Source organism: Ewingella sp. S1.OA.A_B6, from assembly GCF_049889095.1.
Lineage (GTDB): Bacteria > Pseudomonadota > Gammaproteobacteria > Enterobacterales > Enterobacteriaceae > Ewingella.
The window spans coordinates 1-12,832 of the sequence record NZ_JBLJFK010000021.1 but is presented as its reverse complement, the minus strand read 5'-3'; the positions used below and the strand labels follow the sequence as shown (position 1 = coordinate 12,832).

9 protein-coding genes are annotated in these 12,832 nt (G+C 49.4%); all 9 read right to left on the bottom strand.

The annotated features are described in order from the left end of the window. Nucleotides 1–156 precede the first annotated feature (156 nt). The gene (gene rpoC, locus ACMV8I_RS20805; RefSeq protein ID WP_498867085.1) at nucleotides 157–4,380 is read right to left on the bottom strand and encodes a DNA-directed RNA polymerase subunit beta'; all 4,224 of its coding nucleotides are present in this window, start codon (nucleotides 4,378–4,380) and stop codon (nucleotides 157–159) included. A gap of 91 nt (nucleotides 4,381–4,471) precedes the next feature. Then, nucleotides 4,472–8,500 carry a DNA-directed RNA polymerase subunit beta gene (rpoB, locus tag ACMV8I_RS20800; protein WP_498867084.1) on the bottom strand — a complete coding sequence of 1,343 codons (4,029 nt, stop codon included), beginning with the start codon at nucleotides 8,498–8,500 and terminating at the stop codon, nucleotides 4,472–4,474. Between the two features lie 330 nt (nucleotides 8,501–8,830). After that, nucleotides 8,831–9,196 (bottom strand): 50S ribosomal protein L7/L12, encoded by a 366-nt coding sequence (gene rplL, locus ACMV8I_RS20795; RefSeq protein WP_498867083.1) that lies wholly within the window; start codon nucleotides 9,194–9,196, stop codon nucleotides 8,831–8,833. 66 nt (nucleotides 9,197–9,262) lie between these two features. Then, nucleotides 9,263–9,760 carry a 50S ribosomal protein L10 gene (gene rplJ / locus ACMV8I_RS20790; protein ID WP_034795004.1) on the bottom strand — a complete coding sequence of 166 codons (498 nt, stop codon included), beginning with the start codon at nucleotides 9,758–9,760 and terminating at the stop codon, nucleotides 9,263–9,265. A 337-nt stretch (nucleotides 9,761–10,097) separates the two neighbouring features. Then, the gene (rplA, locus tag ACMV8I_RS20785; RefSeq protein WP_498867082.1) at nucleotides 10,098–10,802 is read right to left on the bottom strand and encodes a 50S ribosomal protein L1; all 705 of its coding nucleotides are present in this window, start codon (nucleotides 10,800–10,802) and stop codon (nucleotides 10,098–10,100) included. Nucleotides 10,803–10,805: 3 nt separating this feature from the next. Beyond that, a complete protein-coding gene (gene rplK / locus ACMV8I_RS20780; RefSeq protein ID WP_498867081.1) occupies nucleotides 10,806–11,234 on the bottom strand; it encodes a 50S ribosomal protein L11 in 429 nt (142 codons plus the stop codon). A gap of 174 nt (nucleotides 11,235–11,408) precedes the next feature. Then, nucleotides 11,409–11,954: a transcription termination/antitermination protein NusG gene (nusG, locus tag ACMV8I_RS20775; protein WP_463739287.1), complete on the bottom strand. Its 546-nt coding sequence runs from the start codon at nucleotides 11,952–11,954 to the stop codon at nucleotides 11,409–11,411. Beyond that, the gene (gene secE, locus ACMV8I_RS20770; protein WP_188475482.1) at nucleotides 11,955–12,338 is read right to left on the bottom strand and encodes a preprotein translocase subunit SecE; all 384 of its coding nucleotides are present in this window, start codon (nucleotides 12,336–12,338) and stop codon (nucleotides 11,955–11,957) included. It lies immediately after the preceding gene. 252 nt (nucleotides 12,339–12,590) lie between these two features. Beyond that, nucleotides 12,591–12,832: EF-Tu C-terminal domain-related protein (locus ACMV8I_RS20765; protein WP_498867080.1), on the bottom strand; the 242-nt coding region annotated here is incomplete at its 5' end.

Genomic DNA, 12,832 nt, shown 5'->3' with positions numbered 1-12,832 from the left:
GGCTTCATCCTTGGCTTATGGCGGTGCTTCGATTTTTCTCACGCCTCTCCAAAACTATCGCCGCGAGCATGGCTGGCTTAGCTCAAGCCAAATTTAAATCAAAAAAAAACCGCCTCCCGAAGGAAGCGGTTTTATTCAGCATGGAACAGAAGACAATTAATCGTCTTTGCTGTTACCAAAACCGGCGTTCAGCAATTCAGCTAAGTTAGCCGTTGCTTCGTCAGCGCTAACTGGCGGTGCAACTTGTACTTCACCTTGAGCTTTACGGCGGGCACGTTCCTGATGATAAGCGTAACCGGTACCGGCTGGGATCAGACGGCCAACGATGACGTTTTCTTTCAGGCCACGCAGTTCATCACGTTTACCCGCAACAGCGGCTTCGGTAAGAACGCGCGTCGTTTCCTGGAACGATGCAGCTGAGATGAAGGACTCGGTCGCCAGGGAAGCCTTGGTGATACCGAGCAAGTCACGGGTAAAGGTAGCCGTGATTTTTCCATCTGCTTCAAGCTTACGGTTAGCGATTTTAACGCGAGACATTTCTGCCTGCTCGCCTGCCAGGAAGTCGGTGCCACCCGCGCTAACAATGGTGCCTTTACGCAACATCTGACGAACGATAACTTCGATGTGCTTATCGTTAATCTTAACGCCTTGCAGACGGTAAACTTCCTGCACTTCGTTGGTGATGTAACGGGTAACTGCATGAACACCACGTAAACGCAGGATATCGTGCGGAGACTCAGGGCCGTCGGATACGACGTCACCACGTTCCACAACTTCGCCTTCGAACACATTCAGCTGACGCCATTTAGGGATCATTTCTTCGTAAGCATCACTGCCATCTAACGGAGAAATCACCAAACGACGCTTACCTTTGGTCTCTTTACCGAAGGAGATAATCCCGCTGATTTCAGCAAGGATTGCAGGCTCTTTCGGGCGACGTGCTTCGAACAAGTCAGCAACACGTGGCAGACCACCGGTGATGTCCTTGGTACCGCCGGATTCCTGAGGAATACGAGCCAGGGTGTCACCCGAGTGGATCTGAGTACCATCTTCAAGCTGTACAATGGCTTTACCTGGCAGGAAGTACTGAGCAGGCATATCTGTACCTGGGATCAATACGTCGTTGCCTTTAGCATCAACGATTTTCAGTGCTGGACGCAGGTCTTTACCGCTACCGGTACGCTCTGCAGAGTCCAGAACAACCAGAGAGGACAAACCGGTCAGGTCATCGGTCTGGCGTGTAATGGCTTGGGTATCAACCATATCAGCAAAGCGGATGAAACCACTCACTTCACTGATAACTGGCATGGTGTGTGGATCCCAGTTAGCAACGGTCTCGCCGCCATTAACTTCCTGACCATCACCTTTGCCCATTACAGAACCGTAAGGCACTTTGTAACGTTCTTTTGTGCGACCGAATTCGTCGATCAGTTTCAGCTCGGTATTACGAGAAGTGATAACCAGTTTGCCGTTAGCATTTGTAACGTGCTTGTGGTTGCTCAGTTTAATCGTACCCGTGTTCTTAACCTGAATGCTTGATTCCGCTGCTGCACGAGATGCCGCACCACCGATGTGGAAGGTACGCATCGTCAGCTGGGTACCCGGCTCACCGATGGACTGTGCTGCGATAACACCAACCGCTTCACCTTTGTTGATGATGTGACCACGTGCCAGGTCGCGACCGTAGCAGTTTGCACACACACCAAAATCGGTTTCACAGCTTACGACTGAACGAACTTTCACGCTGTCGACTGAGTTCTCTTCTAACAGATCACAGGTCTTCTCGTGAAGCAGGGTGTTACGTGGAACCAAGATATCAGCCGTACCCGGCTTGATGATATCTTCAGCAGTTACACGACCCAGAACGCGTTCGCGCAGTGGTTCTTTAACGTCGCCACCTTCGATGACTGGAGTCATCATGATGCCTTCGTGTGTACCACAGTCATCTTCGGTCACTACCAGATCCTGTGCCACGTCAACCAGACGACGGGTCAGATAACCAGAGTTCGCAGTTTTCAATGCGGTATCCGCCAAACCTTTACGCGCACCGTGAGTAGAGATGAAGTACTGAAGTACGTTCAAACCTTCACGGAAGTTCGCGGTGATTGGCGTTTCAATGATGGAACCATCAGGCTTAGCCATCAGGCCACGCATACCTGCCAACTGACGAATCTGTGCAGCAGAACCACGCGCACCGGAGTCGGCCATCATAAAGATACTGTTGAAGGAAACTTGCTGCTCAACGACACCATCACGGTTGACGACGTCTTCGACAGACAAGTTTTCCATCATGGCTTTAGCAACACGTTCGTTAGCTGCGGCCCAGATATCGATAACTTTGTTGTAGCGTTCGCCTGCTGTTACCAGACCAGACTGGAATTGCTGCTGGATCTCAGCAACTTCAGTTTCTGCTTCTTCGATGATGCCTGCTTTCTTCTCAGGGATCACCATGTCATCGATACCTACTGACGCGCCTGAACGGGCAGCGTAAGCAAAACCGGTGTACATGATCTGGTCAGCAAAAATAACGGTCGGCTTCAGACCCAAAATGCGATAACAGGTATTCAGCATTTTGGAGATAGCTTTTTTACCCAACGGCTGATTAACAATAGAGAACGGCAGACCTTGAGGAACGATCATCCATAAGATCGCACGGCCAACAGTGGTATCGATAATAGTCGTCTGGTGAATTGACTCGCCTTCAGTGTTTTTGATCTCTTCTGTAATACGCACTTTGACACGCGCATGCAGAGAAGCCAGGCCAGCACGGTAAATGCGCTCAGCTTCTTTAGGACCAGTCAGAACCATGCCTTCGCCTTTGGCGTTAACACAGTCGCGGGTCATGTAATACAGACCCAATACAACGTCCTGAGAAGGAACGATGATTGGCTCGCCGTTCGCAGGTGACAGAATGTTGTTGGTAGACATCATCAACGCACGCGCTTCCAACTGAGCTTCCAGTGTCAACGGTACGTGAACAGCCATCTGGTCACCATCGAAGTCGGCGTTATATGCCGCACAAACTAGCGGGTGCAGCTGGATAGCTTTACCTTCGATCAGAACCGGTTCAAACGCCTGGATACCCAAACGGTGCAGGGTTGGTGCACGGTTCAGCAGTACAGGGTGTTCGCGGATAACTTCGTCCAGGATATCCCAAACGACAGCTTCTTCGCGCTCAACCATTTTCTTAGCAGCTTTAATCGTAGTGGCCAGGCCACGTAATTCCAGCTTGCCGTAGATGAACGGCTTGAACAGCTCGAGAGCCATTTTTTTCGGCAGACCACACTGGTGCAGACGCAAGTATGGACCTACGGTGATAACAGAACGACCAGAGTAGTCGACACGTTTACCCAGCAAGTTCTGACGGAAACGACCCTGTTTACCTTTAATCATGTCTGCGAGAGATTTCAGCGGACGCTTGTTAGAGCCGGTAATTGCACGACCGCGACGGCCGTTATCCAGTAAAGCATCTACCGCTTCTTGCAGCATACGTTTTTCGTTACGTACGATGATATCTGGCGCAGCCAGATCCAGCAGGCGTTTCAGGCGGTTATTACGGTTAATCACGCGACGATACAAATCGTTAAGATCTGACGTTGCGAAACGGCCGCCGTCCAACGGAACCAATGGACGCAAGTCTGGTGGCAGTACCGGCAGCACGGTCAAGATCATCCACTCTGGTTTATTACCAGATTGAACGAACGCTTCCAGCAACTTGATACGCTTGGTCAGTTTCTTACGCTTGGTTTCGGAGTTGGTTTCTCTCAACTCTTCACGCAGCTGTTCGCATTCCGCTTCCAGATCCATGTTTTTCAACAGAGCCTGAATAGCTTCCGCGCCCATCTTGGCGTCGAACTCATCACCGAACTCTTCCAAAGCATCCAGATACTGCTCTTCAGTCAGGATCTGGCGCTTCTCAAGGTTAGTCATGCCGCCTTCGATAACCACATAGGATTCGAAGTAGAGCACACGTTCGATGTCACGCAGTGGCATATCCAGCAATAAACCGATGCGCGAAGGCAAGGATTTCAGGAACCAGATGTGTGCTGTTGGGGAAGCAAGTTCGATGTGGCCCATACGCTCACGGCGTACTTTAGTCTGGGTCACTTCAACGCCGCACTTCTCGCAGATCACGCCACGATGTTTTAAACGCTTGTACTTACCGCACAGGCATTCGTAATCTTTTACTGGTCCGAAAATACGGGCACAGAAAAGGCCGTCACGTTCTGGTTTGAACGTACGGTAGTTAATGGTTTCTGGCTTCTTAACTTCACCAAAAGACCAAGAACGGATCATGTCTGGCGATGCCAGAGCAATTTTGATCGCATCAAACTCTTCTGTTTTAGTTTGCGCTTTCAGAAACTTTAGTAAGTCTTTCACGGATTAGCTCCCGTCGGGTTAGACCTGTTAGACACCCGCTGTCTATTGCTAAACAGACAGGTGCCCCTGTGATCAGTGCGAATTCGAGTACTTACTCGTCTTCCAGCTCGATGTTGATACCCAGAGAGCGGATCTCTTTCAACAATACGTTGAAGGATTCCGGCATGCCTGGTTCCATCCGGTGATCGCCATCCACGATGTTTTTATACATCTTGGTACGGCCATTCACGTCATCGGACTTAACAGTCAGCATTTCCTGCAGGGTATAAGCGGCACCGTATGCTTCCAGTGCCCACACTTCCATCTCACCGAAGCGCTGACCACCGAACTGAGCTTTACCACCCAGCGGCTGCTGAGTAACAAGGCTGTAAGAACCGGTAGAACGCGCATGCATCTTATCGTCAACCAGGTGGTTCAGTTTCAGCATGTACATGTAGCCGACGGTAACCTGACGCTCGAATTGCTCGCCGGTACGGCCGTCAAACAGTGTGATCTGGCCAGAGGTAGGGATTCCGCCCATTTCAAGCAGTTGCTTGATCTCTGTCTCTTTCGCACCATCGAAGACTGGCGTTGCGATTGGCATGCCTTTCTTCAGATTTTCAGCCAAACGCAGAACTTCGTCGTCGGTGAAAGTGCTCAGATCGACTTTCTGACGAACATCGTCACCCAGGTCATAGGCTTTCTGGATGAACTCGCGCAGCTTGGAAACTTCTTCATGTTTCTTCAGCATCGCATTGATTTTTTCACCAATGCCTTTCGCGGCCATACCCAAGTGGGTTTCCAGAATCTGACCAATGTTCATACGGGATGGAACGCCCAGCGGGTTCAGTACGATGTCTACCGGCGTGCCGTTTTCATCGTAAGGCATATCTTCGATCGGGTTGATCTTGGAGATAACACCTTTGTTACCGTGACGACCAGCCATTTTGTCACCAGGCTGAATCTGACGTTTAACGGCCAGATACACTTTACAAATCTTCAGCACACCTGGTGCCAGATCATCGCCCTGAGTGATTTTACGACGTTTCGCTTCGAGTTTTTTCTCAAATACGGTTTTCAGTTCGTCGTACTGTTCGGCCAGCTGTTCCAACTGGTTTTGTTTGTCTTCGTCGGTCAGCGACAGCTCAAGCCAACGATCGCGAGGCAATTTGCCCAACTTATCGGCTTCAACACCGCCAGCAACCAGAGCCGACTGGATACGTGCAAACAGACCAGCTTCCAGGATCTGCAGCTCTTCAGTCAGGTCTTTTTTAGCCTGCTTCAGCTGCATCTCTTCGATTTCCAACGCACGCTTGTCTTTTTCCACGCCATCGCGGGTGAAGACCTGCACGTCGATAACCGTACCGGAAACGCCATTGGGTACACGCAGAGAAGAGTCTTTAACATCAGACGCTTTCTCACCGAAGATCGCACGCAGCAGTTTCTCTTCTGGCGTAAGTTGGGTCTCACCTTTCGGCGTTACCTTACCCACCAGAATGTCACCACCGGTCACTTCAGCACCGATATAAACGATACCTGATTCATCCAGCTTGGAGAGCGCAGCTTCACCCACGTTAGGGATGTCAGCAGTGATCTCTTCAGGCCCTAACTTGGTGTCACGAGACACACATGCCAGTTCCTGGATATGGATGGTGGTGAAGCGATCTTCCTGAACCACACGCTCAGAGACCAAGATGGAGTCTTCGAAGTTGTAACCGTTCCAAGGCATGAACGCGACACGCATGTTCTGACCCAAAGCCAGTTCGCCCAGATCGGTTGACGGGCCATCTGCCAGCACGTCACCGCGCTCGATTGGCTCGCCCAGATTCACACAAGGCATCTGGTTGATGCAGGTGTTCTGGTTAGAACGGGTGTATTTGGTCAGGTTATAAATGTCGATACCTGCTTCGCCCGGGTACATCTCTTCTTCGTTAACACGAATAACGATACGGGATGCATCCACGTATTGAACAGTACCGCCACGTTTGGCAACGGCAGTAACACCGGAGTCAACCGCTACAGCACGTTCCATACCGGTACCAACCAGCGGCTTATCAGCGCGCAGAGTAGGTACAGCCTGACGTTGCATGTTCGCACCCATTAATGCACGGTTGGCGTCATCGTGTTCCAGGAATGGAATCAGAGAAGCACCAACGGATACGATCTGCTGGGTGGATACGTCCATATAGTCAACTTGGTCGCGGCTAAATAAGCTTGATTCGCCTTTATTACGACAAGTGACTAAGTCTTCCAGGAAGCGACCTTCGTCATCCAGGTTGGAGTTCGCCTGAGCGATGACAAAGTTGCCTTCTTCTATGGCCGACAGATAGTTAATTTCATCGGTAACCATACCTTCACGCACACGGCGGTAAGGCGTTTCCAGGAAACCATACTCATTGGTCTGCGCATACACAGACAAGGAGTTGATCAGACCGATGTTTGGACCTTCTGGCGTTTCGATTGGACATACGCGACCGTAGTGAGTCGGGTGTACGTCTCGAACTTCAAAGCCAGCACGTTCACGGGTCAAACCGCCCGGGCCCAATGCAGAGATACGACGTTTGTGCGTGATCTCAGACAACGGGTTGTTCTGGTCCATAAATTGTGAGAGCTGGCTTGAGCCGAAGAACTCTTTCACCGCAGCCGAAATCGGCTTAGCGTTGATCATGTCTTGAGGCATCAAAGTATCGAGGTCGCCAAGAGACAGACGCTCTTTAACCGCACGCTCAACACGCACCAAACCTACACGGAATTGGTTTTCAGCCATTTCGCCAACAGAACGAATACGACGGTTGCCTAAGTGGTCGATATCATCCACTTCGCCTTGGCCGTTACGAATGCCGATCAGCTTAATCATTACCTGGATGATGTCATCTTTGCTCAGGATGCCTGAACCTTCGATTTCATCACGCAGCAGAGAACGGTTGAACTTCATACGACCAACAGCAGACAGGTCGTAACGATCTTCAGAGAAGAACAGGTTCTCAAACAGATTTTCAGCAGCTTCGCGAGTTGGTGGCTCACCAGGACGCATCATGCGGTAGATCTCAACCAATGCGCTCAGACGATCGCTGGTTGGGTCGACGCGGATGGTCTCGGACAGGTACGCCCCATGATCGAGATCGTTAGTGAAGAGTGTTTCAATAGTTTTGTGACCGGCCTGACTCAACTTAGCCAGTAAATCCAGAGACAATTCCATGTTCGCAGGGACAATCAACTCACCGGTATTAGTGTCGATATAGTCTTTAGCGACTACTTTTCCTGCGATGTACTCAACAGGAACTTCGATATGTTGAATGTCGTCTTTTTCAAGCTGACGAATATGGCGGGCAGTGATTCGGCGGCCTTTTTCAATATAGACCTTACCGCCAGCTTCGATATCAAATGAAGCCGTTTCACCACGCAGGCGCTCAGGTACCAGTTCCATCTGCAACTTGTTGTCGCGGATCTGGTAAGTCACCTTTTCAAAGAACAGGTCAAGGATCTGTTCTGTGGTATAGCTTAATGCACGCAGAATGATGGTCGCTGGCAATTTACGGCGACGGTCAATACGCACAAACAGGTTATCTTTCGGGTCGAACTCGAAATCTAACCATGAACCGCGATAAGGGATAATACGTGCGTTATACAGCACTTTACCCGATGAATGGGTTTTACCCTTATCACTGTCGAAGAACACGCCTGGACTACGGTGCAGCTGAGATACGATAACCCTCTCAGTACCGTTAATCACAAAAGTACCATTTTCGGTCATGAGCGGAATTTCGCCCATATAGACTTCTTGTTCCTTGATGTCTTTGACCGTGCCTTCTGGAGCTTCACGCTCGTAGATAACCAGACGCAGTTTCACACGCAGTGGCGCGGAGAAAGTTACACCACGGATCTGGCATTCTTTAACGTCGAATACTGGCTCACCAAGACGGTAGCTAACGTATTGCAGCTCAGAATTACCGCTGTAGCTTTTGATTGGAAATACAGAACGGAATGCAGCTTCCAAACCGTGCTGGCCTTCCGGATCTTGCTCGATAAACTTCTGGAACGAGTCAAGCTGGATAGAAAGGAGAAAGGGAATGTCCAAAACTTGTGGACGTTTACCAAAATCCTTACGAATGCGTTTTTTCTCGGTATAGGAGTAAACCATAGGGTTCCTCAGCTCGCTGATCAGTGACCCAATCGTATCTGCCCTGGGAAGGACAGTTCATGCAACACCGTTTATGTCGACCGGAAAACAGAGACGCTTTCCGCAATACCTGTATCTATCACTCTTAAATCATTTCGTTGTGCATTATCTATGGATGAGCCATAGCAAGCGGCAGCAATATATTAAGACGTATCCAGAAGAGATATTAGAGTAGTTCAGTGCTCAAACAGTGTGAAACACCACTGACACTCTATAGCGCAAAAAGGCTGGTGACTAAAAAGTCACCAGCCATCAGTCTGTTAGGACAGACTGCACTCAGAAAGCAGTGGCTTATTTAACTTCAACTTCAGCGCCAGCTTCTTCCAGAGCTTTTTTCAGTGCTTCAGCGTCGTCTTTGCTGATGCCTTCTTTCAGAGCTGCTGGTGCAGACTCAACCAGGTCTTTAGCTTCTTTCAGACCCAGGCCAGTTGCACTACGTACAGCTTTGATTACTGCAACTTTGTTCGCGCCCATACCTTTCAGTATAACGTCGAATTCAGTTTGTTCTTCAACAGCTTCAGCAGCAGCAGCAGGACCTGCAGTAGCAGCAGCAGCAGAAACGCCGAATTTTTCTTCCATAGCGGAGATCAGTTCAACGATTTCCATTACAGACAGGGCTGCAACGCCTTCAATGATTTGTTCTTTAGTGATTGACATTTCAAGTGTTCCTAAAATTCAGAAATAGTTTATACGTAAGCATAGCGACGAGAAAAGAAAGGCTGATTAAGCAGCTTCTTTCTGATCACGTACTGCAGCCAGAGTGCGAACCAATTTGCCAGCAGCGGCTTCTTTCATGGTTGCCATCAGGCGTGCGATTGCTTCATCGTAAGTAGGCAGAGTTGCCAAGCGGTCGATTTGAGCCGCAGAGATAAACTCACCTTCAAAGGCCGCAGCTTTAACCTCAAATTTTGCATTCGCTTTAGCGAAATCTTTGAACAGACGGGCAGCAGCGCCTGGGTGTTCAGAAGAAAATGCAATTAAGGTTGGACCAACAAACGTGTCTTTCAGGCACTCAAACTGAGTACCTTCAACGACGCGACGCATAAGGGTGTTGCGAACAACACGCATGTAAACGCCAGCTTCACGACCTGCTTTACGCAGTTCAGTCATTTTATCTACAGTTACGCCACGGGAATCCGCAACAACCGCAGACAGCGCGCCTTTGGCTACTTCCATGACTTCAGCAACAATCGCTTGTTTGTCTTGAAGATTTAATGCCATTAGCTTTTTGCTCCTGGATTTAGCCGGGGAAAATCCCCGGAACTCACATCGCTTGTTACCGAGATCGATATCAAGCGTTCAAACACGGTGAGCAGAGAATCCAGCAAAGACTATTCTTGTTCTTTATTACAAATAACAAAGAAAAATTTTCTTCAGGCTCTGTCACCGTCTACGCAGGAAGGATTAAGCCCCTTCTGGGACACCTGCGGTCTTGGACGGAGGCCTGGATAGGCCAGGCTCCAACCGAAAAATCTTGGTTTCGTGTTAACGAAACAACGGGCCATAGATTCTAGACAAATCTACAGCCCGCGTAAAGCGATAAAAAGCAGGCAGCAAATTAGAGAGCTACTGCAATCAGGCCGCTTTGATCAATAGAAACACCTGCGCCCATGGTAGTGGACAAGGTGACTTTCTTGATGAAAACGCCTTTAGCCTGAGAAGGCTTCGCTTTTTTCAGAGCAACCAACAGAGCTTCCAGGTTTTCTTTCAGCTTGTCGGAATCGAAATCAACCTTACCAATTGTGGTATGGATGATACCGTTTTTGTCGTTACGATAACGAACCTGACCTGCTTTAGCATTCTTAACTGCTTCAGCAACGTTAGGGGTTACAGTACCAACTTTAGGGTTAGGCATCAGGCCGCGAGGCCCCAGAACCTGACCCAATTGACCTACAACGCGCATTGCATCAGGAGATGCGATAACAACGTCAAAGTTCATTTCGCCTTTCTTAATCTGGTCTGCCAGATCTTCCATACCTACCAGCTCAGCGCCTGCAGCTTTAGCAGCTTCAGCGTTTGCACCTTGGGCGAAGACGGCAACGCGAACAGAACGACCGGTGCCGTTAGGCAGAACGGTAGCACCACGAACGTTTTGATCAGATTTACGTGCATCGATACCGAGGTTAACGGCAACATCTACACTTTCAACGAATTTAGCGGTGGCCAGCTCTTTGAGCAGTGCAACAGCTTCGTTAATGTCGTATTGTTTAGTAACATTAACTTTGTCACGGATCACGCGCATGCGCTTGGTCAGCTTAGCCATTTATTAATCCTCCACTACCAGGCCCATGGAACGAGCAGTACCTTCGATGGAGCGCGCCATGGCTTCCACGTCAGAACCAGTCATGTCCGCAGCTTTGGTTTCTGCGATTTCACGAACCTGAGCAGTCGTTACTTTACCCACTTTGTCTTTGTTCGGCTTGCCGGAACCAGACTTGATACCAGCCGCTTTCAGCAGCAGTACAGCTGCTGGAGGCGTTTTGGTAACGAAGGTGAAAGAACGGTCAGAGTAAACGGTAATTACAACAGGGATCGGCAGGCCTTTCTCAACGCTTTCAGTCTTAGCGTTGAATGCCTTACAGAATTCCATGATGTTAACACCTTGCTGACCCAGTGCCGGACCTACCGGTGGACTTGGGTTAGCCATACCAGCAGCAACTTGCAGCTTGACGTAGGCTTGTACTTTCTTGGCCATTTAAATTTCCTCATTTGGGTAATAGCGCCTATTAAAATAGGCTCCCCGTTATTTGCAGTACTTTGTTCTTTATGTTTTACCTGCAGAGGCTGCACATAAAAACGAAAGGCGCGAAATTATAGTTTAATTTCGCGCCTTGCACAACATCTGTTCGAATCGATATCGAAAGAGTTGTTAGCCTTTCTCGACCTGACCGAAGTCCAGCTCAACTGGCGTAGCACGCCCGAAGATAGAAACTGAAACTTTCAGGCGGCTTTTCTCGTAATCCACTTCTTCAACAACGCCGTTAAAATCAGCAAATGGACCATCGCTGACACGAACCAGTTCACCTGGTTCAAACATAGTTTTAGGACGTGGTTTATCACCGGCTTGCTGCAGGCGATTCATGATAGCGTCAACTTCTTTATCGCTGATTGGCGCAGGACGGTCAGAAGTACCGCCGATAAAGCCCATCACCCGAGGAACGCTACGCACTAAGTGCCAGCTGGCGTCATTCATCACCATTTGAACCAGCACATAACCTGGGAAGAATTTACGTTCGCTTTTACGGCGTTGGCCACCACGGATTTCAACGACTTCTTCCGTAGGAACCATCACCTCACCGAACAGCTCTTCCATGTCGTGCAATTTGATGTGCTCACGCAGCGACTGCGCTACGCGGCCTTCAAAGCCGGAAAACGCCTGAACGACGTACCAACGTTTTTTAGGTGCTTCAGACATTTAGAACCTCAAGCCAGTAATAAAAGATACCAAGCGGACCAGAATTCCATCCAGCCCCCACAGAATCAGTGACATGACGGCAGTTACCGCAGCAACGATCAGTGTGGTATGCAATGTTTCCTGGCGTGTAGGCCAAATTACTTTACGTACTTCAGTACGCGCTTCGCGCGCAAATGCTACTGTCGCTTTGCCTTTAGTCGTCAATAATGCCACCGCACCAGCAATCGCGATAACAACAACCACTGCCAGCGCACGTAATGGCAAGCTGTATGCACGGTAATAATAGTTACCGACAATAGCTACGACCAACAAAACGGCAACAACTACCCATTTTACCGCTTCCAGGCCGCGCCCGCTCCCTTGAGCCTCGGTATTCGCACTCATAAACCAACCCGTCACAATGATTCAGAACAAACAACTTTGCCTCGCATCGCGAGGCAAACCAAACCGATCGATGCTCTACAGTGAGCGCAACTCGGTGTTTTACACTGTATCTCAGAGCCTATCTCACCAATGATTATGACGTATAAATCGCTGATGAGATAGGTTCTAGCGCCACAGCGTAGAAAAGGGCATCGAATGATGCCCTTTTAGTGTGTATTGCGTCAACGTAAAGTGACAAAAAAGTACCAGCGATTAAGCGATAACTTTAGCAACCACACCAGCACCTACGGTACGGCCACCTTCACGGATTGCAAAACGCAAGCCGTCATCCATCGCGATTGGATGGATCAAGGTAACTACCATGTTAATGTTGTCACCTGGCATTACCATCTCTACGCCTTCTGGCAGTTCGATGGTACCGGTCACGTCAGTTGTACGGAAGTAGAACTGTGGACGATAGCCTTTGAAGAACGGAGTATGACGGCCGCCTTCAT

What these genes read in the sequence shown, in the direction of transcription:
- rplA (WP_498867082.1), bottom strand. Translation starts at nt 10,802, where the DNA reads ATGGCTAAGCTGACCAAGCGCATGCGCGTGATCCGTGACAAAGTTAAT.
- rplL (WP_498867083.1), bottom strand. Translation starts at nt 9,196, where the DNA reads ATGTCAATCACTAAAGAACAAATCATTGAAGGCGTTGCAGCCCTGTCT.
- rplK (WP_498867081.1), bottom strand. Translation starts at nt 11,234, where the DNA reads ATGGCCAAGAAAGTACAAGCCTACGTCAAGCTGCAAGTTGCTGCTGGT.
- rplJ (WP_034795004.1), bottom strand. Translation starts at nt 9,760, where the DNA reads ATGGCATTAAATCTTCAAGACAAACAAGCGATTGTTGCTGAAGTCATG.
- secE (WP_188475482.1), bottom strand. Translation starts at nt 12,338, where the DNA reads ATGAGTGCGAATACCGAGGCTCAAGGGAGCGGGCGCGGCCTGGAAGCG.
- rpoB (WP_498867084.1), bottom strand. Translation starts at nt 8,500, where the DNA reads ATGGTTTACTCCTATACCGAGAAAAAACGCATTCGTAAGGATTTTGGT.
- nusG (WP_463739287.1), bottom strand. Translation starts at nt 11,954, where the DNA reads ATGTCTGAAGCACCTAAAAAACGTTGGTACGTCGTTCAGGCGTTTTCC.